Below are 24,174 nucleotides of genomic sequence, written 5' to 3' on the forward strand. Positions count from 1 at the left end.
AATGGAGAAATTAAGATTAGGTATTCTAGGCCTTGGTGAAGGAAGGAGCACCATGTCTGCGGCTTTACAAAGTGAACATATAGAATTAGTGCAAGTTTGCGATTTGAATGAAGAACTCGGACGCAAGCGCATGAAGGAATTCGATTTCCATGCGTATACTAAACGCTACGAAGATTTGTTAGAAAACCCTGACCTAGAGGCCGTCGCTATCTATACGCCAGATCATCTGCATGCCACACACATCAAGCAGGCCTTGGAGCATGGTAAACATGTCATTTGCACTAAACCCTTTATTGACAACCTAGCGGACGCGAACGAACTGCTGGCTTTGGCTAAACAGACTGGAAAACGAGTTTTCGTCGGACAGAGTTCCCGCTTTTTCGAACCGATGAAAAAGCAACGTGCCGATTTTGAGGCAGGCTTGATTGGAGATTTAATCACCATCGAAGGCTATTATCATGCCGACCATCGCTGGTTTTTAGAGAAACCTTGGTCTTTACAGTCATCCTTCAAATGGTTGTATGGAGGACTCAGCCATCCCGTGGACTTTATTCGTTGGTACCTCCCTGATATTGAGGAAGTGATGGGGTATGGCATGTTGAGTGCCAACGGCCGAAAGGGCGGGTTGCAAAATGCCGACACGATGCATTTTATTTTTAAAGCTGCCGATGGTCGGGTAGCCCGTGTAAGCGGCGCTTATACCGGACCGGTACAACCTGTAACCCGCGATAGCGAGATGAGCTGTATCCTGCGAGGCACTGAAGGATGTAGTCAGGCAGATTATATGGATTTGCGTTATGCCATCACGGATCGTACCGGGGAGGAAAGAATGTTAACTTGGGAGCATAAACTGAAGCATTATTTTCGCTTCGAAGGCAAGAGCCACCATGCTGGCGAATATCAAAACTATCTGGAGCATTTTGCCAAAGCGATTCGCGAGGATACGCCGGCATATCCGGATATGAAAGAAGGAATTGGTACGATTGCGCTATTGCAGGCCATGGATGAATCACTAAGCACAGGCAAACCGATTCGTCCAAAAGATTTATTAACAACCTATAGCGTAAACTTGTAATAAGCACATGAATAACCTCATGGACAAATTGACGATATACGATTATGGAATCGTAGTCGTATACCTCGTTACTTTAATTGTTATCGGTCTGCTTTCATCCCGTACAAAAGAACAAGGGGCTGCGCATTTTTTAGCAGGGAAATCGTTAAGTTGGTACAGTATAGGTTTCAATATGTGGGCAACAAATGTCGGTCCATCGATGTTGTTGGCGTTTGCCACGGTTGGTTATACCACGGGGATTGTTGCCGTTAATTTCGATTGGTATGCCTTTGTATACCTTTTTCTGTTGGCTGTAGTTTTTGCTCCACGGTATTTGGCATCAGGCGTGCGCACGCTTCCGGAATTTATGGGAAAACGATACGGACCAGGGACCCAAACGATTCTGGCATGGTACTCTTTGGTCAAAATGATGATATCGTGGCTGTCGCTAAGTTTGTTTGCTGGCGGGTTCCTCGTTCGACAGATATTGGGTATCCCCATGTGGCAGTCCGTCATTGTGCTAGTCGCTTTGGCCGGTGTGTTTGCCTATACGGGAGGATTGCGCACGGTCGCGAAAATCAATATTTTCCAGATGATATTGTTAATAGGGGTCTCTGCTTTGCTGACGTTCCTGGGGCTATCGGAGATAGGCGGGTTACAGGCATTGACAGATAGGACGCCGGATGGTTATTGGTCGCTGATCAAGCCTGCAAACGACCCAGATTATCCCTGGTATGCTATTGCGTTGGGGTATCCTGTCGCTGCCATTGCGTTTTTCTGTACAGACCAAGCCATGGTACAGTCCGTTTTAGGCGCTAAAAACCTGGAGCAAGGGCAGCTCGGGGTGAATTTTATAGCATGGTTGAAAATTCTTTCTTTACCACTCTTCATTCTGACCGGCATTATCTGTTATATCCTTTTTCCTGGATTGGATGATCCGTCGCTCGCTTATATGACGATGGTAACGAATCTTTTTCCGACAGGTCTGAACGGATTGGTGATTGTAGTGCTAATAGCTGTATTAGTTGGTACGATTGGTTCCTCCCTCAATTCCCTGAGTACTGTCTATACGATGGATATCTATTTGAAACATATCAATCCTGATGCAGATAGCCGCCGGGTAACACAAGTCGGACGTTATACGATTATTGTAGGCTGCTTTATCTCTGTTTTAGTTGCAATAGCTATTGACCAAATAAAGGGCTTGAACCTCTTTGATGTGTTTCAGTCTATCTTAGGGTTTATCGCGCCTCCTCTTGCCGTCATTTTTTTGATGGCTGTTCTCTGGAAGAGAACGAACAAAATGGCCGTAAATACCCTGCTGACTTTTGGTGCGGTGTTAAGCCTTGGAACGGGTGTCGCTTATCTCTGGATTTTTCCAAAAGATGTCTACACCTTTTGGCCACACTACCTGTTGCTTTCGTTTTACCTATTCTTAGCTTTACTGATACTGGGTGTCATCCTATCGTTGACGGTTCCAAAATCGGTGTATGAAAAAGAAAATGAAATGGCTTTTCGCTTTCAGATGGAAAAGCCAACCGCTAAAGTAAAATGGGCTTGGGGCATATTGTTCGCTGTGATGGTATTGTTATATTTGGTTTTTAGTTAATGTAATGTAGTAGCTTGTTTGAAAAATAGATGATGAAAAAATATATAATATTTGCTTTACTACCTTTGCTCTTCACGGCTTGTCGTCAACATCAGGATAGTAAAGCCACGTTGTGGTCGCATAAAATGGTCGATTCACATGGTTTGGGTGATTTTTACTGCAATAGGCATTATCAGTCCAAATTGGATTCGACAGGGTGGGATTATGTATCGGGGCTAGTGGCTGGTGCTGTGCTGGAAACATGGAAGCAGTATCCGGAAAAAGAAGAATACTACCGATCTGTAAAAGCTTTTGCCGATTTGAATTTAAATGAAGATGGTACCATGATTATGAACAGCAAAGGCGGCTCTGCACTTCGTCCTAGTAATATCGATGATCTTCCAGCTGGTCGTATCTACTTTACCTTGTATGAAGAAGAATTGCGTAAAGGTAATACCAAGGATGCTGAACGCTATCGCAATGCAGTGGATCTGATCCGGAATACGTTAAAATACGACCATTCCCGGATCGCAACGGGATTACCGGGAGCAGGAGGTTTCTTTCACAAGGCCGTATATCCCAATCAGATGTGGCTTGATGGGCTGTATATGGGCTCTCCGATCTACGCACAGTGGGAAAGTACGTTTGGAATAACTGATTCTGTAGAAAATAAGGCAAGCTGGAATGATATCGCCCTGCAATTTAAAACCATTCATCAGAAAACGTATAATGCAGATAAGCAACTGAATTACCATGCTTGGTCAGCGACACCTGCAGACTCTAATTCTTTCTGGGCGAATCAGCGAGATCCTTTCATTGGTTGTAGCCAAGAGTTTTGGGCACGCGGCATGGGGTGGTATTTTGCAGCGTTGATCGATGTGCTTGAATTTATGCCGAAAAATCATTCTTCCTACCCCGAAATCGTAGATATAGCTAATCAGGTCGCTACTGGACTAAAACGTTGGCAAGACGATGGGTCGGGGCTCTGGTATCAGTTGTTACAATACGATGCCAGTATGACTGCAGATGGCAAAGGGGATACTGTTGTTGGAGAAGTTTATAACATCGGAAATGCACCAAATTATCTCGAATCATCGGCCTCTAGTATTTTTACGTACGCCTATCTCAAAGGTATTCGGTTAGGGATACTGGATAAAGCGATTTATCTCCCTACCGCGGAAAAAGCTTATCATGGTATATTGGAAACCTTTATTAAGGAACAGCCAAACAGCTCAAAGATTGATATTGTGCAAAGCTGTGCTTCCGCCGGATTAGGGCCAGCTAAAGATCCATCTCGGACAGGAACAATTAACTATTACCTTGCCGGAAAGGATGTCACCATTGTGGAAAATGAGGGAAAAGCCATAGGAACATTTATCCTCGCTTCTCTTGAATATGAACGGTTGAATGATAACGATCGTTAAGGCAGAGACACCAACCCGAGATTGCTTTCAATTTCTTTTTTACAGGTGTGTAATGCTTGAATAATGTCATCGTGTGAAGGCTCATTTTCATCCGCTAGCGTGAGCAGCTTAGAAACCGTGAGGCAAGCCGTAATGTCGGATGACGTGTGACCTATGGGAACAGAAAAATCGACGATTCCTTGTGCATATGAACTGGGCATTGCTGTGTAGCCCTGCTTCCTGATGTGTATGAGTTCTTTTTGGAAATCTCTTTTTTGGGCTTTGGATAGTTTTTGATAATTCGAATCCTGCTGCAATAGCTGATCTCTACTACTGTCATCTAAAAAACTAAGCAAAGTTTTTCCCGAAGCTGTACTCAAAACATTGTATAAATTACCTTCCTCAATCATTACCGCTATTGGGCGAGGGCTTTTACTGTAGGCCACTACCAAAACCTTATCATTAAATAACACCGAAAGGTGGCAAGGCTGCTGTATGACAGCAGAGGCCTGCCTCATTGGTTGCAATGCCGCCGAACGCAGTCTTTCTACTAAAGAATGCCGGTGAGATAAATAATAAAGTTTGAGCGTGAGGGAATATTTCGAAGAAATGGTGTCGCGCTGTATGTATCCCCGGCTTTCCAAAGAAGCAAGCATACGATAAATCTCGTTTGGGCTTTTGTCCAAGCCAATAGCAATTTCCGATTGCGATTGGGCAGCAGGTTGGAGTGCGAGGTATTCTATGATGGCGAGCCCTTTTTCAAGAGCTGGTGCTTTGTACTTATCGACATTGTTTGATGACATAATCTGTTGCATGATTATCGGATAGTGTTAAAGATATAAAAAAAAGCCTACTTCCTATGTGTAAAAAGCGTATATCCCTGATGGAGGCGCACAGCGCATGTAGACTTTATGCAAGTCAGCAAATTTTCAGTGATGTACGTTGCGTTTGCCTCCATGTTATGTAGAAAAGAGTACGTTACGAACCTAGATCATTCTGGAAAATTAGGCAATGTGTTTTTATATTCAAATATTGTATTTATATTTGAATATTATAAATCGTGTTTTCTGATGTAGCTAACGTCTCGAAAACAAGGGGAGTAAAAATTATAAACACAATTTAATTATGGTAACATCAACAAGAAGATGGCTTTTTTATGCGACATGTGCTACGGTATGGAGCGTTGCTGTCCCTATGCTCGGTATGGCTAAGACATCTACCGTGCAAACACAAGATTTTATTAATGTAAGCGGGCAGGTATTGTCTTCCTCGGGAGGTGTGGTCGCAGGTGCAACCATTCATTACGGGGGTGCGGAAACATCTGCTGGTCAGGACGGTCGATTTAGCGTTCGTTTAACGACGCCGGGAAATGTTGTGTTTTCGGCAATTGGACATACGTCTAAGACGGTGTCCGTAACAGAAGATGCGGAATTGACGGTGGTGTTAGAGGAGGATGGAGCGACGTTGGACGAAGTAGTTGTGGTTGGCTATGGTGTACAACGCCGATCCCACGTCTCTGGGGCACTTGCGACCGTCGATGGGAAAACGCTTACGGAACGACCCGTACCTAATGCTGCCAATATGCTACAGGGTAGGATTCCGGGTTTACAGGTAACCCAGCCTTCTGGGGAACCAGGTCGGGATAACCCCAATTTATTGATACGCGGACGGGGATCGTTTGGCGGAAGTACGGCCCCGTTGGTTTTAATCGATGGTGTAGCAGGATCCTTAAATACGCTATCGCCAGACGATATTGAAAATATAACGGTACTAAAAGACGCGTCTTCAGCAGCGATCTATGGATCGAGAGCGGCAAATGGTGTCATTCTGGTCACCACCAAAGCCGGCAAAAAAGGAGCGACTACGGTGAGTTACCGCGTGAATGTAGCGCGGCATACCCCCACGGCACTGCCAGACTTCATTACCAATTCAGCGGAATATATGGAAATGTATAATCAAGCGGCGGAACGTTCAGGAATAGAATTTAACTTTGAACCAGAATGGATAGAAGCTTATCGGAATGCAACAGATAGAGAACAGTATCCAAATTTCGATGCGGTAGACTATTATATCAATCCGGCTACCACACATAATCATAACCTTTCTATAAGTGGTGGCGCTGAGAAAAACACCTTTAATCTTTCTTTGGGCTATCTTGACCAGAAAGCGATGATTAAAGGATATGACTTTAAACGCTACAATGCCCTGTTGAATTATACGAATGAACTTTCGGACTATGTTAAAGTTGGAACCATCGTAAACGCCACGTATCGTGACAGACGGGAACCCCCATTCACCGGAGAAAATATGGCTTTATCCATTTATGCGTCGGGGCCGTTATACGGTCCATTTTTACCGGATGGGAGTGGTCGGGTAGTTTCCAGAGCATATGAACGTGAAGGTAGAAACCGTAACCCTCAAGAATATTATGCGATGGGCAACCAACTCACAAGAGATTATAACGTGAATGCGCAAGCCTTTATCGATGTAACACCTTTTAAAAACTTGGTGTGGACAACAAAATTTGCATTAAATTATGAAGACCAATTTTACAAGATGCATCAAGTTCCTTACGATGCATTCCTGTTGCAGGAGCGCGATCCACAGACAGGAGATTACAGACGGTCCACTTTTGGTCCCGATATATTAGGCGTGACCGATCAATATGCAAAAACATTGACTCCCACCATTTATTCGGTTTTAAACTACAATACAACATTTGGGAGTGACCACAATTTCTCTGCTTTAGCGGGTTATGAGCAGATTTCGTATCGAACGCAGAGCCTGAGGGGACGGAGGATTTCGGGCGTTTACCCTGATTTAGATGATCTGACGGGCTATCTACCTTCTGGGGAGACATTATACTTTAACCACCCGCGCTTGCCGGGTGTGATTACACCTTCAGAATGGGCCTTGCAGTCTTTCTTTGGCCGGGTGGGTTACAACTACAAAGAAAAGTATTTTATAGAGTCTAACCTACGCTACGATGGAACATCCAAAGTGTCTCCTGGATATCGCTGGGGAGTGTTCCCGTCTTTCTCGGGTGCATGGATGGTTTCTCACGAAGACTTTGTCCAAGAAGCTTTGCCGTGGGTGTCACAGTTGAAACTGCGGACTTCATATGGTATTCTTGGTAATCAAGATATCGGAGCCTACGCTTATCACAATAACCTTACTCTCAGGGATATTTATTATTCGTTCGATAATGAACAACTAAGTTCTGGAGCAGTAGTTAACGTATTTAATGATGAAAGCCTTAAGTGGGAATCGACAAACGTATTTAATTTCGGCTTTGACTTTGCAACAAGAAACCGATTATTGGAAATAAACTTTGATTGGTTTAACAAAACTGCCTATGATATTTTGGCTCGACAACCAGTACCGGCAAGTCTTGGATTGGAGAGTCCTGTAACCAATGACGGGAAAATGCGAAATCGAGGTGTCGAACTTGCTTTAGCGCACCACAACCGTATCGGAGAAGTATCCTATAGTGTGAACGGTATGATCTCTACGGCGCGCAATGAATTGTTACATATTCGCGTGCCCAATTATGGAACGCGTATTCGGGAGATTGGTCATGCATATGATGCACATTACCTGTACGTATGGGATGGTATTTTCCAGGAAGAAGATGTTTTACCCGGTGCCGACGTACCGGCACACGAGTTAAACCCTAACCCGCAAGCCGGAGATCTAAAAATGAAAGATATCAACGGCGATGGGGTAGTCGACGCCAATGATCGGGTCGTTGTAGATGGCGCTTATCCGAACTACATGTATTCTTTTGGTTTGAATGTCGGGTATAAAAATTTCAATTTAAGTGCATTTTTTCAGGGTGTTGATGGATTAAAAAACAGAGTAGAGAACTGGGGTATTGATCCGTTTATGCAGGGAACTGCGCCGACGACCGAATGGCGGAATGCGTGGACAGCGGAGAATAGAAGCAACGAATTACCCGCGGTTTATGTAGCTGGATATAATGGCGTGGCAGCTTATAAGGGCTCTACCTATTATTTACGCGATGCATCTTACCTGCGGTTAAAGAACGTGATGCTATCCTACGACGTACCATCGAACTGGTTGCAGTCGGCAAAATTAAAGGGTGCACAGATCTATGTATCGGCAGATAATGTCTTTACCATTACTGATTATAAGGGCGCCGATCCCGAACGTTCCTCGACTTCAGGTAATTTTGCCCAATATCCACAGGCTCGAATTTTTAATATCGGGGCTAATATCAGGTTTTAGTAAAAAAGTATTTACTCAAATGAATTTAACCATGAAAGGTTTTAAAATATTAACATTAGCAACGGTCGCCTCCTTTATGTTATTCGGAGGAAGCTGTAATAAGGATTTTTTGGATAAGAATCCTAAAAATAGTGTGTCAAGTGAGGTTTTTTGGACGAGCCAAAAAGATGTAGAAACGGCATTGGCGGGAGTGTATTATCGTTTGCAGGAAAATTTTCTGGGCTATGAGCGAGTGTATCTTGATGCTCTTACGGACAACGCTTTTGCAGATCCTGGCAACAACACACAGCCGAATCTAAGTGTCATGACTACGGGCGGCATTTCACCGGGACTGGGAGGTGCGTTACCCAATATATATAGCACGCCTTACAAATTAATTTCTAGTGCCAACTATTTCCTCGATAATGTGGATAGAGCGCCGCTCGCAGAACAGCTTGTTAATGTGTATAAAGCGGAGGCCCGGTTCCTCCGTGCGTTAGCATATTTTGATCTGGTACAGTCTTTTGGTGGTGTAGTAGTGTACCGTAATTTTCTAACGAAGTTGGAAGACATACGCATCCAAAAATCCTCCGAGGAAGAAGTCTACTCGTTTATTCATGAAGATTTAGACTTTGCCATAGCACATTTACCGACAGGGCTTTATAAAGGACATGCCGTGAAAGCCAGCGCACAAGGTATCAAAGCACGTGTCTATATGACCCAGCAAAATTGGGGAGCAGCCCGCTCGCTCCTAGAAGAAATCATTGCTGATAATACATTTTCATTGGCAGACAGCTATGAAGATCTGTTCACGACGGATGGGCAGGCGAAAGCTTCTGTGAACCGGGAGATTATGTTTGCTACGCAATATTTGGCACCGAATAGCGTACACCGCCTTCGTCCAGGCGCGGGTGGACTAGACATCGAACTGGGTTGGTTTGCCTTGATGCAGCCGTACAAAAACCTTGTGGACGATTACGAAATGAAAGACGGTAAACGCCCGGAAGAATCTACGTATTATGATGCCGAAAACCCCTACCGAAATAGAGATCCGCGACTATACGCTACGGTCAAGTTACCAAGTGATGAGTGGGTAAACCCGGTTACCGGGGAAACCGGTGAGATTTACAATACATATACGGGATTTCATACAAAAAAATGGGTAGATTTGCGTCGTCTGCCGTTCGTAAATGAGACGGCCCGTCAATCGGATCAAGACTATATCCATCTCCGTTATGCGGATATTTTATTGATGTATGCTGAGGCTGTGAATGAATTGGACGGTCCTGTGGAAGTGGTGTATAATCAACTTAATCTGGTTCGGGGACGAAGTGGCGTGGACTTGCCTGATGTGGATAGAGCAAAATATAGTTCGCAAGACAATCTACGCGATTACATCCGGCACGAGCGCCGTATCGAATTTGCCTTGGAAGGACATCGATATAACGATTTGAAACGTTGGAAAATAGCTCACACCTTATTACCAACGTTGAAAAATCCGTCTGGTGTATCTTATGTGTTTAGAGAACATAATTATCGACTGCCGTTTAGCATTACAGAGTTGGATAACAACCCGCAACTAGAACAAAATGACGGATACAAGTAATATCCTGTTGTAGTACAAAAAAATAATAATTTTAATACATGAAGAAAGAGAAAATCCAACTGAAAGGGATTACATGGGGGCATACGAGAGGATTTGTGCCGATGGTTGCTACTGCGCAACGTTTTGAAGAGTTACACCCAGAAGTCGAAATCGTTTGGAAGAAGCGTACATTGCAAGAGTTTGCGGATAAGTCGGTTACGGATTTGGCGAAAGAATACGACCTCATGGTCATTGACCATCCATGGACCGGACACGCAGCTGCAAAAGGTATGCTTGCGCCTTTTGATGATTTTTTGCCAGCGGATTTTTTGGCAGACCAACGGGTTAATAGTGTAGGGCAATCGTACGCGAGCTATAATTTTGAAGGGAAACAGTGGGCCCTTCCCACGGATGCGGCAACACCCGTGGCGGCAAGTCGCCCTGACCTTTTACAAGAAATGGGCTTAGCACTTCCGCGTACCTTTGATGACCTTCTCGCGCTTGCGAAAAAAGGCCGTGTTGGATTTTCCTTATTACCGATCGATGTATTAATGAGTTTCTACGGTTTCTGCTGCTCCCTGGGCGAAGAGCCATGCCAACAGGACGATAAGGTCATCAGTGACGCGGTGGGAACACAAGTTTTGCAACTGTTAAAGACGCTAGCCGATGAGCTGGATCCTGCTTTTTACGAAAAGAACCCTTTCAAGGTATTCGAAGAAATGACCCAACGTGACCAGATCGTATACTGTCCGTTCGCTTATGGTTACTCGAACTACGCTAGGGAAGGCTATGCCCGCAAGGTCTTGCATTTTCACGATTTGGTGTTGTTGAACAACCAACCGCTGGTTAGTACCTTGGGTGGCGCTGGTCTAGCCGTTTCCTCACAGGGTAAGCATATCGATGTGGCCATGGACTACGCGCGTTTTGTGGCGTCGCCCGAAATTCAAGAAACCTTGTATACCGAAAACGGTGGACAACCGGGGCACTTAAGAGCTTGGAAAAGTGATAAGGTGAACGCCTATACCGCCGACTATTTTAAAAACACCCTACCTGCTTTTGAACGGGCCTATCTGCGCCCGCGCTACGACGGACACCTTCATTTTCAAGATCATGCAGGCGATGTGGTGGTGAATTATTTAAAGCATGGAGGCAGTGAAAAGATCGTATTGGATGAATTAAATCGCATGTATCGGGAATCATTAGTAGGGGAAAAGGCACATGGATAAGAAACCGTTAGCCGGATTATTGGTGCTGGAGTTTTCCCAGTTTATGGCAGGCCCTACAGCTGGTTTGCGTTTAGCGGATCTGGGCGCTCGTGTTGTTAAGATTGAGCGTCCGGAGAAGGGCGAGGGAGGGCGTCAGATTGCCATTAAAAATATTTTTGTCGACGAGAGTAGTTTGGTTTTTCATACGATAAACCGAAATAAGGAATCGTACGCAGCAGACTTAAAGAATGAAGCAGATCTGGAGGATATCAAGGCACTAATTCAAAAAGCGGACGTCATTACCCATAATTTCCGGCCCGGTGTGATGGAAAAGATAGGATTGGATTACGAAAGTGTAAAATCGCTTAATCCAAAGATTATCTATGCGACGGTTACCGGCTACGGAAACGATGGACCTTGGGCCAAAAAGCCTGGGCAAGACTTGTTAGTACAGTCTTTATCCGGCCTTTCTTGGCTGTCTGGAAGTGAGGGTGATGGACCGGTACCGTTTGGTTTGGCAGTAGTGGATATGTATTGCGCGACGCACCTGACACAAGGCATTTTAGCCGCATTGTTAAAGCGTTCGCGTACGCAGCAAAGTGTATTGGTAGAAGTCAGTCTCTTGGAATCGGTACTGGATATGCAATTCGAGGTGCTAACTACGCATTTCAATGATGGCCGAAAATTACCGCAACGATCCGCCGTTCGTGGTGGTGCACACGCCTATTTAAGCGCCCCTTATGGCGTATATAAAACCGCAGACGGCTACTTGGCGTTGGCCATGGGGAATGTCGAAAAAATAGCAGGGGCTATCGGGTTACCCAGCGAACGATATCGCGATGCATCCGCTTGGTTTTCAAAACGAGATCAAATACTACAGGAATTTAACGACGTTTTGCTTCAGAAAACAACCGACGAATGGACGGGAATTCTGGAAGCAGTAGGTATCTGGTGCGGACCAGTAAACGATTATCACCGCTTTTTTCAAGAAGAGGGCTTTCTGCATGCAGGTATGACGCAGGAGGTTGCGTTGCAAGATGGAACGAAGTTAAAAACTACGCGTAGCGTTTATTATATCGATGGAGCGCCGTTGTATGCCGATAAGCCGGCACCCAAAGTAGGGCAGGATAATGAAAAAATTGTGAACGATTACTTAGTAGATTAAATATGTTACCATTAGCAGGTTATACCGTTATAGATTTTAGCCAATTCCTTTCAGGACCGTTAGCAAGTCTTCGCTTAGCTGATCTTGGGGCGCGGGTAATCAAAATAGAAAAGCCCGAAACGGGCGATATCTGCCGACAGTTGTATACGTCGGATACCGTTTTAAACGGTACATCCACCGTCTTTCATGCGATCAACCGAAATAAGGAAAGTGTGGTGTTGGATATAAAAAAAGATGCCGATAGACAAGTGATATGGGACTTGTTGGGCAAAGCCGACGTGGTCATGCATAATTTTCGTCCGGGGGTAATGGAACGTCTAGGCTTCGATTATGCGGCTGTTCGTGAGATCAATCCGACGGTTATTTACGGGGAGATTTCAGGTTACGGAAAAACAGGGCCTTGGGTTACTAAACCGGGACAGGATTTGCTGTTACAATCCCTTACGGGGATGACTTGGCTTAATGGAAATGCCTCGAATGGACCGGTTCCGATGGGACTTTCTATTGTAGACATGTTTGCCGGATCAAATCTTTGTAGTGGAATACTAGCTTGTTTATACCGTCGTGCTGTACAAGAGATTGGCGCACATGTACACGTAAGTATGCTTGATTCGGCTGTAGATATACAGTTCGAAACAGTAACAACCTATTTTAGAGACGGAAAGTTATTGCCGCAGCGGAGTGCAGTGAACAATGCCCATGCTTATTTAGCGGCGCCCTACGGTGTGTATCGTACAGACGATGGCTTTTTGGCTTTGGCGATGGGGTCAATCCCCTACCTAGGAAAGTTGTTGGATTGTGCTGAACTCGAAAATTTCGCAGATGGCGAACAGGCGTTCCTAGAACGAGATGCCATTAAAGCCATTCTAGCGAAACACCTAGCCGCTAGGTCAACGTCGCACTGGTTGGCGATTCTCGAAGCGGCCGATATATGGTGCGCTGACGTTTTAGACTGGCGTCGCCTCACAGAGCACGATGGTTTTAAGGTCTTGAATATGATGCAGGAAGTGTCCATGGGAGATGACTTCCGCTACGAAACTACACGCTGTCCGATCCGCATAGACGGGGAATTACTAACATCTACAAAAGGCTCACCGAAATTAGGAGAGCATACGAAAAAAATATTGGAGGAGTTATATGGCTAAGTTACGTTTTGCCGTTCGCAAATTTGACCCCTTTGAGCGGGCGATGGAACAATGTTGGACAGCCTATCAAACACAATATCCTTCGGAGATAGCGATAGAATTTGTGCCGTTGGATTTGGAAGAGTTGACGGAGGCTTTTTTTGACAATAAAGGGCTTTATAACGGTGATTGGGATATTGTGCATATTAATACGGATTGGGTGACACGCGCTTATGAAACAAAGGGTTTGTTTGCGCTGGATGATTTGCTTGCCCGAAATCCACCTGAAGATGCTGGTGACGCTTGGCCGGCTAGCTTGAAAGATTTGCAACTTTTTGATGGACATACCTATGGACTTCCTTTTCACGATGGGCCGGAATGTTTAGTCTTGCGTAAAGATTTGTTCGAAGATAAGGACGAGCAGACACGCTTTCAAGAACGTTATGGTAAAGCCTTGGTGCCGCCGAAAACATGGAGCGATTTTGTCGAGATTGCCGAATTTTTTACCCGACCGGATGATAACTTGTACGGTACGGTCTTTGCCGGCTATCCTGATGGACATAATGCCGTATTTGACTTCTGCATTCAGCTTTGGTCTCGAGGAGGTGATCTATCCCACGATGGAATCCCGGTCAAGCTGGATCAATCACTTGCTGTAGAGGCCTTGGATTTTTATCGGCGTTTGTTTCGAGAGCCTACAGGCTTACATCCAAAATCGACCGCTTATGAGTCTGTTCAGGCCGGTGCGGCGTTTGCCCGTGGCGAAGTGGCGATGATGGTCAATTGGTTTGGGTTCGCTTCTTGGGCACAGATCGACGATGCGTCTGCTGTACAGGGAAAAGTGGATATAGCGTCTATTCCGTCCACCAAGGAGGGGTTATCCCCCTCACTGAATGTTTACTGGTTATACGCTATCCCGGAAGGCAGCCGTCATAAAGCATTGGCCTACGATTTTATCCGTTTTGCAGTGAACAAGATAAACGATAAAAGGCTGACTTTAGCAGGCGGTGTAGGGTGCCGGTATTCTACCTGGCACGACGCAGACATTAATGCTTCTATACCCTTTTATAATAAACTTGGCGAATTGCATGAAACAGCTCGTACGCTCCCTAGGTTAGCTAACTGGACGCAAATTGCCCATATTATAGATGAAGCGGTTTCGACAGCAATTAAAACGGAAGAAGATAGTTTTTCGCTGCTTGCGAAGGCACAACAAAAAATAAATGCATGGATATGATAGACATTCAATATAAAACCATATTGCCCAAAACCGCTTTGCCCATCGTTATCATCGGAGCGGGGGGCATTGTGAAAGATGCCCACCTGCCGGCATACCGCAAAGCGGGCTTTAACGTACATGGCATTGTGAACCGTACGAAGTCTAAAGCAGAAATGCTGGCTCAGGAGTTTGATATTCCTCACGTATATGATACGGTTGAGGATGCGGTATTGAACGCACCTGCAGAAACCGTATACGATATCACGATTATGCCCAATAAATTTATCGAGACATTGGAAGCGTTGCCTGACGGCGCTGCGGTATTGATCCAGAAACCCATGGGTGATTATTATCCCGAAAGTAAAGCCATTTTGGAAGTTTGCCAACGCAAGGGTTTAGTGGCAGCTATCAACTGCCAGCTCCGGCAGGCACCTTTTGTAAACGCAGCGCGCTGGCTAATCGAACAAGGATATATTGGTGAGTTATATGATATGGAAGTCCGTGTAACAGTACACACACCTTGGCAGTTGTTTCCTCATGTGATGGTACACCCGCGATTGGAGATATTGTATCACAGTGTGCATTATATCGACTTGATCCGATCCTTTTTAGGCGATCCACAGTCGATATACGCCAAAACATTGAAACACCCAGCGAAAGCCCTATCTTCGAGCCGGACAACGCTCTTGTTTGATTACGGTGATACCATGCATGCAGTGGTCAACACCAACCACGACCATGAGTTCGGACCACATCACGAAGAAAGTTATATCAAATGGGAAGGAACCAAAGGCGCAATAAAGGCGACCATGGGACTGTTGCAGGATTACCCACACGGCGTGCCCGATGTATTTGAATACTGTATTAGACCGGAAGATGGTAGTACGCCAGAATGGGTTAAATACCCTATTGAAGGCACTTGGTTCCCCGATGCGTTCATCGGCAGTATGGGTAGCCTCATGCGGTATAAGCTTGGCGAAATAGATATTTTGCCTGCCGCTGTGGAGGATGTTATCAACACCATGGCCGTGGTTGAAGCAGCTTATCAGAGTAGCGAAGCCGGAGGACAACCCATCGACTACAGAAAACAAGGATAAATAACTCATCACTCATAATTCATCACTTATATCTTAAGACATGCATTTTGAATCTATTTTTTTCGAAGATTATACATTAGAAGATAAACGGACGACATTAGGTCGTACGATTACAGAAACGGATTTTGTCGTACATGCCGGACACACCGGAGATTTCTTTCCGCACCATATGGATGCCGAGTGGTGTAAGACACAGCCGTTCGGCCAGCGGATTGCTCATGGTACTATGATTTTCGCTATCGGAATAGGCCTTACGGCGTCTGTTATCAACCCGGAGGCATTTTCGAAGGGGTACGACCGCCTGCGTTTTGTGAAGCCTGTTTTTATTGGCGATACAATACATGCAGAAGTGACGATTTCCGAAAAATCCGATGCCAAAAAGCCGGAATTTGGAACGGTCGTAGAGCATGTGGAGATCATCAACCAACACGGTGAAGTGGTTTTGGTGGCAGACCATATTTTACTTGCTAAACGTAAAGAAGCCACTACGTAATTTATTTACCTCATGGAACTCGGTACAAAAAAAAATATAACATTAACCAACGGAGGATCTAAAGGTTATCTGTTTCCTTTTATTCTGATTGTCAGTTTGTTTTTTTTATGGGGGATGGCGCATAATTTAAATGGCGTTTTGATTCCGCATTTGAAAAAAGCCTGTCAGTTGGACAACAGTCAATCGGCATTAGTAGATACTTCTGTTTTTCTAGCCTATTTTATCATGGCATTGCCGGCCGGGTATCTGCTTCGACGGTGGGGATATAAACTGTCCATCATCTTAGGATTGATTGCTTTTTCTATAGGAGCATTCTTATTTATACCTGCAGCAGACCACCGCATGTACGAGCTGTTTCTGTTGGCTCTGTTTATCATCGGATGTGGACTGGCGGTGCTCGAGACAGCAGCTAATCCGTATGCCGCTATTTTGGGTAAACCCGAAGCGGCGACACATCGCCTTAATCTTGCGGCATCATTTAATGGTCTGGCGGCTATGGTTGCACCAATCATTGGAACGACATTTATTCTATCTGGCAAAAGTTTTTCTGAGTTAGAACTGAGCTCCATGGCTGAGGTGGAAAGAACGGCCTATCTTATGGAGGAGGCATCTACCGTCAAAGCACCTTATCTGGTTTTAGGACTGATTCTGTTGCTTGTAGCGGTGGTGTTTATTTTTGTAAAGCTGCCGGAGATTAAGGAAGATGAAACAAATTCCGAAGAAGCCACTAAAATTGGTCTTTTTTCCGTGTTGAGGCATAAACATTTGGCTTTTGCAGTCATCGCGCAGTTTTTTTATGTTGGTGCGCAGGTTTGTGTAACAAGCTTTTTTATTCGTATGGCGCAACAAGGTGCCGGGGTCGATGAGAAAACCGCAGGTTATTATTTAGGCGTATACGGATTGCTCTTTATGGTAGGTAGATTCGTAGGAACATTCCTGCTGCGCTATACGACGGCGAATCGCTTGTTAGCATTATACGCCTTAGTATGTACTGTATTGGCTGGGGTCGCGATTTTGGGCTCTGGTATGGTTGTGTTATACGCATTGGGAGGCTTAGGGTTCTTTATGTCGATTATGTTTCCTACTATCTTTTCGTTAGGAATTGTAGGATTAGGTAGAGATACCAAGCAGGCTTCGTCTTGGTTGATCATGGCGATTGTCGGTGGAGCGATCTTTCCTTACATTACAGGAGGAATTATTGATATCGCCGGTGACAATGCGCAATTTGGGTATGTTGTACCTTTCGTCTGCTACCTCATTATTCTATGGTTTGGATTACGGGGATATAAAACGCCATCGTAACGCAATGTGTATTACTGTAACAGGGATTGCAATATTAAAGAAAGCAAAAAATGCTTCATCGGAAAACTTATATCGTGTTAGGTGAGCGGGTCTTCTGAGGCAGCGCGACATACTTTTATCCCAGTAGCATATGTAGTTGACGCAACTGTATATGTAGTTGGTTCATTCGTACATACTTTTGTCGCATTCTGTATATATTTTGGCCCATAGGCTATTACTTTTGATCCGGCTTGTCATACAGATAGGCCATTCCGTCTTACTGCTGCGTTATAAGTATATGCCGATACGTCATTTTGATATGCAAATAGTCGAAAAGTATTCACTTGTCAGCCAAACGTATATGCATTTATCCCAACTGTTATGACAAATGCGTCATCTTGATATACAGATGGTCGAAAAGTAATCGCTTTTACATCAAAAGTAATTGCTTTTGACGCAAAGTTACGACACATTGGTTAGTGATCACTTACCTAAAAACAGGCGTTCACAGGCTGTAAACCCGGTTTTTTAGCTAAAACTTGCTCCAAGGGGGCTAATCGCGTCACAACTATCCGGTGTTGGATGCGAAATTGACCCAAATAGCCCCCTTCTTAGGAGACGCACCTTCCTATATTTGCGGCTTTCACTAATTTTTTCACTATCTGTAGTACGATTAGCAGTAGCTGAACGATGACCGTACAAGATACCCCGTGTAAAGATCATTGGTTTCTTTAGGACATTGGTTCCGTAATCCGTAACCGCAGTACCCCCCTGGGTGTATTAAGGGAAATGGTCGGCAAGTAGGAGCGCGGTGAGGCCGTACCCTCCATCGAGGCGGCAAAGAAAATCACTTCGGCACTGGGCTTGACGCTGGACTATCTTGCCGGCGAGGTTAGCAGTGCAGCCTGATCCCACCGAACCGGCAATGTCCTTTACCTTGAGTCCGGAAGCATGGTAACTAAGGGAGATGGGGAGGTTTATTTCTCTTAGCCGAAGATCTTTTTGTAAGGGGAAATGGGAGGGGTTTTTGTTATCGCATTCATAGAATTTAAATATTCGAGAAGATAATGCTTCTAATAAAATGGGATTCAATAGACAATAAGCTAACATAATATAATACCTAGAGAAAATATTATAAGGTCTCCGCCTACTTTTAAGGTATGTTTGTAATTGGTGCTAAATGTGCCAAAAGATAATGGTATTGTATCTAGTCAACGTTGTAACAAGCTGTAATGCCCTATACGATATTAGCATAAATGCGTTTTCAACCAGTATAAAGAATAGGATGAAGAAATTAATTTTAATTGTAGGCTGTTTAGTTGCAGCAGTCACATCATTTGCGCAACAGGCGAGTACTTGGATTTGGTATCCGGGAGATTTTGAGGTCTGGCTTAGTAACGATATGCAAAATCGCAGGACGGAGCGGGGTACCTTTTTTCCTCCCTTTTGGAAGATGGACAGCCATTATGTACTAGTTGAGTTTAGCAAGCAATTCGATTTGCCAGAAGCCGATGAAATTACGATTCATGCTGAAGGAAAATATAATGTAAAAGTGAACGGTAAGATGTTGCCCGGCATGCCTTCCACAGTAAAGTTGGAGAAAGGAAAGCAACAGATTAATATCAAAGTATACAATCAGGCCCACGTACCCGCATTGTATGTTACCGGTAAGCATGTCCATACAGACAAAGAATGGCTAGTAACATTCGAGGACAAGGAGTGGATTGATGAAACCGGAAAAGCTTCTGACCAATCGGGGACCACGTATGTTAAAGCAGGCTATTGGAATATGGACGATCCAAATGAAAAGCCATCTCAATTTAAACTGCCTACCCGACCTGAACAAGCGTTGCGTAAAACTGCCCATGATAACGGCTTCCTGGTAGATTTCGGCAAGAATACATTTGGTTTTCTAACATTGCACAAGCTACAGGGAGAAGGAAACGTAGCCATTTATTATGGTGAATCGAAAGAGGAAGCGTTGGCAACAACGACCTGTGAAACGCTGGATATATTAGATGTGGCACTGTCGACTGCCCAAGATAGCACATTGGATCTTTCTAAAGCATTCCGGTACGTCTATATCGAACCGCAAGGAAATGTACAGTTTGATCAGGTTTCGATGCAATACGAGTACTTGCCAGTGGAAGACAGAGGTACATTCCGGAGTTCTGATGAAGAATTGAATAAAATATGGGAAGTCGCGAAATATACGATGGAATTGACATCCCGGGAGTTTTATATTGATGGTATCAAACGCGACCGTTGGATATGGAGTGGTGATGCCTACCAGTCGTATGCCATGAACTATTATCTGGGATTTGATTCCGAGACGGTGAAGCGTACCATCTTAGCACTACGTGGAAAAGAACCTACCATTAGTCATATCAACACCATTATGGATTACACGTTCTATTGGTTTTTGAGTATATACGATTATTACCACTATACAGGCGACAAGGAGTTTATCGAATCGGTATACCCAAGAATGCAAACCTTGATGGAATTTTGTCTAAACAGAAGAAATCAAGCTGGTTTAATGGAAGGTTTGGCTGGCGATTGGGTCTTTATCGATTGGGCGGAAGGATTGAGTAAAAAAGGAGAGGTCAGCTTTGAGCAACTGCTGTTATGCCGGAGCCTGGAGACGATGGCGTTATGCGCGGATTTGCTGCAGATACCGGAAGACAAAAGTTTTTATGCGAAAGAAGCCGATGTATTAAAACAGAAATTTTTCGACTATTATTGGAATGATCAAAAAACTGCATTTGTCCACAGCCGCATCGACGGAAAACAAACGGAAGAGGTAACGCGCTACACGAATATGTTTGCGATCTTTTTCGATTACCTATCCGCAGAGCAGCAGCAAGGGGTTAAAAAGAACGTGCTCCTCAACGATAATATCAAAAAGATCGTGACCCCCTATATGCGTTATTACGAGCTAGAGGCACTTTGTGCATTGGGAGAGAAAGATTATGTGATGGATGAAATGAAAAGCTATTGGGGTGGCATGCTTAAGTTGGGAGCAACAACCTTTTGGGAAGAATATAACCCCGAAAAGCAAGGCGCAGAACATTACACCATGTATGGTCGGGAATTCGGCAAGAGCCTTTGCCACTCTTGGGGAGCAAGTCCAATTTATTTGTTAGGAAAATATTATTTAGGCGTAGAACCAACGTCTGCGGGTTATGAAACGTACACGGTAGCGCCGTATTTGGCTTCGCAGGAATGGATGGAGGGAAAAGTACCGACGCCACTTGGCGAAATAGAACTCTTTGTATCGAAAAAGAATATCAAAGTGAAATCTCCTATTGGCAGCGGTACACTGAAGATCGTCAGTAAATCGTTGCCACAGACAAACCATGGGGAAATAAAAAAAGTGTCTGAAAATACCTATACGTTGGAACTGGAAAAAGGAATTGATTATGAAGTGGAATATGAGGGGTAGTGCTTTAGGCTTATTGCTATTGTTATATTCTGTGCATGTACAGGGGCAGACCGTAGACGGGAAGCCTGCTGTCATTCCGCCGATCCCAGATGGCAAGATCGCCTCCGCATGGGAAGATCCGACCATAACAGCAATCAATAGGGAACCGGCTCGTGCAACGGCTTATTCCTATGCTTCGGTAGCGGAAGCATTGAAAAACGACCGTGAAGCAAACAAACGTCTTTTATTCCTGAATGGCGAGTGGAATTTTAAATTTGCTATTAAGCCTTCGGATGCACCGAAGGATTTTCATCTTTCGGAGGTAAACGGTTGGGATAAGATTTCGGTGCCTTCAAATTGGGAGATGAAGGGATACGATATTCCGATTTACCGTTCGGCAGTATATCCTTTTCTACCGATCGATCCGCCACGTATACCGACCGATTACAATGCCGTCGGTTCTTATCAGCGGACATTCGACTTGCCGACCGATTGGGACGGTATGAATGTCACGTTGCATTTCGGTGCGGTTTCGTCAGCTTATCACCTGTGGATAAATGATCGATATGTCGGTTATGCCGAGGACTCGCATTTGCCTTCAGAGTTTAACGCAACGCCTTATTTACAACCCGGCAAGAACCGTATTTCGGTACAAGTCATTCGTTGGAGCGATGCATCCTACTTAGAGGATCAGGATCACTGGCGGCTGAGTGGTATACATCGCGATGTGTTTTTAATGGCCGAACCAACGGTACGTCTTGCAGATTTCCATTGGCAAGCTACGCTTGACTCCGCTTATCAAGATGCTAAGTTTTCTTTAAGACCAAAGATCGACAACTTTTCAGGAGATAGCATTAATGGGTTTACAGTGAAGGCACAATTATATGACGAGCATAATAATCCCGTTCTCTCAAAAGAGATGCATCGAGATGCAGGAGAGATTTTCGATGAGATATATCCTCGATTGGATAATGTAAAATTCGGACTGTTAGAAACTCATATTCCCAATCCCAGAAAATGGTCGGTAGAAGATCCCAATTTATATCGATTAGTTATTACTTTGTATGATAAACAAGGTCAATTGTTGGAAGCGAAGAGCTGTAACGTGGGCTTCCGAAGTATCGAAATTTCTAAAGAAACGGGTGCCTTTTTAGTCAATGGAAAATTGACAAAGCTCTACGGCGTTAACCGGCACGACCACCATCCTGAACGAGGAAAAGCATTGACACGAGCGGATATGGAAGCCGATATCCGACAGATTAAACAGTTTAACTTTAACGCCATACGCACGTCGCACTATCCGAACGACCCCTACATTTATGAACTGTGTGATCAATATGGCATCATGGTGATGGATGAGGCAAACATGGAATCGCATGGTTTAGGCGGAAAACTGATGAACGATCCAGCTTGGTTAGCGGCCCACATGGAGCGCGTCACCCGGATGGTCGAGCGTGATAAGAATCATCCCTCGATCGTCATTTGGTCATTAGGAAATGAATCGGGTAGAGGGCCAACGACAGCAGCGATGGCGGCGTGGATACATGATTTCGATACTACACGGCCATTGCATTATGAGCCGGCGATGGGAAGTCATCAGCTGCCGGGCTATATAGATCCTTCCGACCCACGTTATCCCAAATCGAATGCACACGCTTATCGGTTGCAGAACGTGCGGGATCAGTATTATGTCGATATGGTATCAAGGTTTTACCCAGGCATTTTTACGCCGAAGCTGTTGTTGGAACAGGATAACGGAGATAACCGCCCGATTCTTTTTGTAGAATATTCCCATTCTATGGGAAATTCAACCGGAAACATGAAAGATTTCTGGGATATCTTCCGCGCACATCCGCGGCTAATTGGCGGTTTTATTTGGGATTATAAAGATCAGGGACTTATACGGCAAGACTCCGTATACGGTAAAGTCTTGGCTTATGGCGGGGATTTTGGAGAAAAGATTCATAACGGAGCCTTTAACTTAAATGGCATTGTGGACCCTTGGAACCGTCCAAAGGCCGCGATGTATGACAATAAACGGATTTATCAGTCGGCAGAGATTACCTTATTAGACAGGAAAACAGCACGGGTTAGGATAAAGAACCGTGCTGTAGAACGTAATCTGAATTACTATCAGCCTTTCATGCTGATCAGAGAAAATGGAGAAGTAGTGCGCGAAGTGGTATTACCCGATATCGATCTGGTTGCGGGTGATTCCACGGAAATGGATTTGCTCTCCTATATTCCGGTCAAACCGAAAAAAGAAAAAGAATATCAACTGGATATACAGTTTCGTTTAAAGGCGGACGAACTTTGGGCGCCTGAAGGTTTTGTCGTTTCTTCCTCACAGGTGCGGTGGCAGGAGTTAGGGAGCGTAATGAAGCCATTGAAACCTACCGGGAAGGCCTTAAAAGTACAAGAAAACGAGACGGAATACCGCGTTGCCGGAACCGCATTTGAAGCGGTTTTTGGTAAATCTTCGGGTGCGTTACAACGATTGGCATACAACGGTGAGGAAATCATCAATGAGGCCGTATTGCCGAATTTCGTGCGTCCGGCAACGGAGAACGACCGCAGAGGATGGAAACCAGACAGAAAATTGAAGTACTGGTATCACGAGGAAAAATTAGTCAACATGAGCATGCGAGAAGAGGCAGATGCCATACATATAGAGTCTCGTTATGCATTGCCCGGCGATTCGGCCAACGTGACGGTCAGTTATGCTGTCAACCCGCAGGGTATCGTGTCTGTCAATTTCCAGTTGGAGGTAAAAGACGGTTTGCCAAACATTCCTAAAGTAGGTTTACAGCTAGGTGTCAACCCCACGTTCGAGCAGATTCAATATTATGGACTAGGCTTTATGGAAAATTATCCCGATAGGGCTTACGGATTTGATTTAGGTGTATACGCCATGGATATCGAAGAATTTATGGAGCCATATTTGGTTCCACAGGAAAACGGTAATCGGATGGATGTACGTTGGTTTCAATTGCAGAACAAGAAAAACGCAGGCCTTTTGGTTATAGGCGATCAGCCATTGTACATGAGTGCATGGCCCTTCTCGCAACAAGCAATAGAAGAAAGCAAACATTGGTTCAAGCTGAAAAAAGAAGATAAAATAACGTTGAACGTGGACTTGAAACAAATGGGGGTAGGCGGAAATGACAGTTGGACAGATGTATCTGCGCCATTAGAAAAATATCAAATTCCAGCACAAAACTACCGTTATTCGTTTCATCTGATACCTATGGATGCAGAAGCAGACGTAAAGCAATATATAAAGTAGCGACGGGAGATTTAAAAAGAAAA

At 44.6% G+C, this 24,174-nt stretch carries 15 protein-coding genes; 14 read left to right on the forward strand and 1 reads right to left on the reverse strand.

The window, feature by feature from the left end:
• Position 1: 1 nt before the first annotated feature.
• The 3 genes from C5749_RS11900 to C5749_RS11910 are packed head-to-tail and all read left to right on the forward strand — an operon-like array spanning position 2 to position 4,066.
• A complete protein-coding gene (locus C5749_RS11900) occupies positions 2 to 1,075 on the forward strand; it encodes a Gfo/Idh/MocA family protein (RefSeq protein WP_105726309.1) in 1,074 nt (357 codons plus the stop codon).
• 7 nt (positions 1,076 to 1,082) lie between these two features.
• A complete protein-coding gene (locus C5749_RS11905) occupies positions 1,083 to 2,663 on the forward strand; it encodes an SLC5 family protein (protein WP_105726311.1) in 1,581 nt (526 codons plus the stop codon).
• A 29-nt stretch (positions 2,664 to 2,692) separates the two neighbouring features.
• Positions 2,693 to 4,066: a glycoside hydrolase family 88/105 protein gene (locus tag C5749_RS11910; RefSeq protein ID WP_219847973.1), complete on the forward strand. Its 1,374-nt coding sequence runs from the start codon at positions 2,693 to 2,695 to the stop codon at positions 4,064 to 4,066.
• Here the strand turns inward: C5749_RS11910 and C5749_RS11915 are convergent.
• Positions 4,063 to 4,848, reverse strand: coding sequence for an IclR family transcriptional regulator (locus C5749_RS11915; RefSeq protein WP_181151378.1), 786 nt, complete (start codon positions 4,846 to 4,848; stop codon positions 4,063 to 4,065). The genes C5749_RS11910 and C5749_RS11915 overlap by 4 nt on opposite strands.
• 322 nt (positions 4,849 to 5,170) lie before the next feature.
• Here C5749_RS11915 and C5749_RS11920 point away from each other — a divergent pair, with 322 nt between their 5' ends.
• The 11 genes from C5749_RS11920 (at position 5,171) to C5749_RS11970 (ending at position 24,151) form a co-directional block, all read left to right on the forward strand.
• On the forward strand, positions 5,171 to 8,293 hold the full coding sequence (locus tag C5749_RS11920) for a SusC/RagA family TonB-linked outer membrane protein (protein ID WP_105726315.1): 3,123 nt from the start codon (positions 5,171 to 5,173) through the stop codon (positions 8,291 to 8,293).
• 31 nt (positions 8,294 to 8,324) lie between these two features.
• Positions 8,325 to 9,878, forward strand: a complete 1,554-nt coding sequence (locus C5749_RS11925) for a RagB/SusD family nutrient uptake outer membrane protein (RefSeq protein WP_181151381.1) — start codon at positions 8,325 to 8,327, stop codon at positions 9,876 to 9,878.
• 38 nt (positions 9,879 to 9,916) lie between these two features.
• On the forward strand, positions 9,917 to 11,083 hold the full coding sequence (locus C5749_RS11930; protein ID WP_105726319.1) for an ABC transporter substrate-binding protein: 1,167 nt from the start codon (positions 9,917 to 9,919) through the stop codon (positions 11,081 to 11,083).
• Complete coding sequence (locus C5749_RS11935; protein WP_105726321.1) at positions 11,076 to 12,227, forward strand: CaiB/BaiF CoA transferase family protein; 1,152 nt, start codon at positions 11,076 to 11,078, stop codon at positions 12,225 to 12,227. Before C5749_RS11930 ends, C5749_RS11935 begins: the two co-directional genes overlap by 8 nt.
• Positions 12,228 to 12,229: 2 nt before the next feature.
• The gene (locus C5749_RS11940; protein WP_105726323.1) at positions 12,230 to 13,372 is read left to right on the forward strand and encodes a CaiB/BaiF CoA transferase family protein; all 1,143 of its coding nucleotides are present in this window, start codon (positions 12,230 to 12,232) and stop codon (positions 13,370 to 13,372) included.
• Positions 13,365 to 14,588: an extracellular solute-binding protein gene (locus C5749_RS11945; RefSeq protein ID WP_105726325.1), complete on the forward strand. Its 1,224-nt coding sequence runs from the start codon at positions 13,365 to 13,367 to the stop codon at positions 14,586 to 14,588. The genes C5749_RS11940 and C5749_RS11945 overlap by 8 nt, the downstream gene beginning before the upstream one ends.
• Complete coding sequence (locus C5749_RS11950; RefSeq protein ID WP_245893743.1) at positions 14,579 to 15,667, forward strand: Gfo/Idh/MocA family protein; 1,089 nt, start codon at positions 14,579 to 14,581, stop codon at positions 15,665 to 15,667. The genes C5749_RS11945 and C5749_RS11950 overlap by 10 nt, the downstream gene beginning before the upstream one ends.
• Before the next feature lie 40 nt (positions 15,668 to 15,707).
• Positions 15,708 to 16,160, forward strand: a complete 453-nt coding sequence (locus C5749_RS11955) for a MaoC/PaaZ C-terminal domain-containing protein (protein WP_105726327.1) — start codon at positions 15,708 to 15,710, stop codon at positions 16,158 to 16,160.
• 12 nt (positions 16,161 to 16,172) lie between these two features.
• On the forward strand, positions 16,173 to 17,462 hold the full coding sequence (fucP, locus tag C5749_RS11960) for an L-fucose:H+ symporter permease (RefSeq protein WP_105726329.1): 1,290 nt from the start codon (positions 16,173 to 16,175) through the stop codon (positions 17,460 to 17,462).
• Between the two features lie 1,264 nt (positions 17,463 to 18,726).
• On the forward strand, positions 18,727 to 20,886 hold the full coding sequence (locus tag C5749_RS11965; protein ID WP_105727021.1) for an alpha-L-rhamnosidase-related protein: 2,160 nt from the start codon (positions 18,727 to 18,729) through the stop codon (positions 20,884 to 20,886).
• On the forward strand, positions 20,864 to 24,151 hold the full coding sequence (locus tag C5749_RS11970; protein ID WP_245893744.1) for a glycoside hydrolase family 2 TIM barrel-domain containing protein: 3,288 nt from the start codon (positions 20,864 to 20,866) through the stop codon (positions 24,149 to 24,151). Before C5749_RS11965 ends, C5749_RS11970 begins: the two co-directional genes overlap by 23 nt.
• The last annotated feature ends 23 nt before the right edge of the window (positions 24,152 to 24,174 follow it).

Origin of the sequence: Sphingobacterium gobiense, assembly GCF_002980575.1 — a bacterium.
GTDB lineage: Bacteria > Bacteroidota > Bacteroidia > Sphingobacteriales > Sphingobacteriaceae > Sphingobacterium > Sphingobacterium gobiense.

What these genes read in the sequence shown, in the direction of transcription:
- C5749_RS11925 (WP_181151381.1), top strand. Translation starts at nt 8,325, where the DNA reads ATGAAAGGTTTTAAAATATTAACATTAGCAACGGTCGCCTCCTTTATG.
- C5749_RS11945 (WP_105726325.1), top strand. Translation starts at nt 13,365, where the DNA reads ATGGCTAAGTTACGTTTTGCCGTTCGCAAATTTGACCCCTTTGAGCGG.
- C5749_RS11955 (WP_105726327.1), top strand. Translation starts at nt 15,708, where the DNA reads ATGCATTTTGAATCTATTTTTTTCGAAGATTATACATTAGAAGATAAA.
- fucP (WP_105726329.1), top strand. Translation starts at nt 16,173, where the DNA reads ATGGAACTCGGTACAAAAAAAAATATAACATTAACCAACGGAGGATCT.
- C5749_RS11920 (WP_105726315.1), top strand. Translation starts at nt 5,171, where the DNA reads ATGGTAACATCAACAAGAAGATGGCTTTTTTATGCGACATGTGCTACG.
- C5749_RS11940 (WP_105726323.1), top strand. Translation starts at nt 12,230, where the DNA reads ATGTTACCATTAGCAGGTTATACCGTTATAGATTTTAGCCAATTCCTT.
- C5749_RS11930 (WP_105726319.1), top strand. Translation starts at nt 9,917, where the DNA reads ATGAAGAAAGAGAAAATCCAACTGAAAGGGATTACATGGGGGCATACG.
- C5749_RS11915 (WP_181151378.1), bottom strand. Translation starts at nt 4,848, where the DNA reads ATGTCATCAAACAATGTCGATAAGTACAAAGCACCAGCTCTTGAAAAA.
- C5749_RS11905 (WP_105726311.1), top strand. Translation starts at nt 1,083, where the DNA reads ATGAATAACCTCATGGACAAATTGACGATATACGATTATGGAATCGTA.
- C5749_RS11900 (WP_105726309.1), top strand. Translation starts at nt 2, where the DNA reads ATGGAGAAATTAAGATTAGGTATTCTAGGCCTTGGTGAAGGAAGGAGC.
- C5749_RS11970 (WP_245893744.1), top strand. Translation starts at nt 20,864, where the DNA reads ATGAAGTGGAATATGAGGGGTAGTGCTTTAGGCTTATTGCTATTGTTA.
- C5749_RS11965 (WP_105727021.1), top strand. Translation starts at nt 18,727, where the DNA reads ATGAAGAAATTAATTTTAATTGTAGGCTGTTTAGTTGCAGCAGTCACA.
- C5749_RS11935 (WP_105726321.1), top strand. Translation starts at nt 11,076, where the DNA reads ATGGATAAGAAACCGTTAGCCGGATTATTGGTGCTGGAGTTTTCCCAG.
- C5749_RS11950 (WP_245893743.1), top strand. Translation starts at nt 14,579, where the DNA reads ATGGATATGATAGACATTCAATATAAAACCATATTGCCCAAAACCGCT.
- C5749_RS11910 (WP_219847973.1), top strand. Translation starts at nt 2,693, where the DNA reads ATGATGAAAAAATATATAATATTTGCTTTACTACCTTTGCTCTTCACG.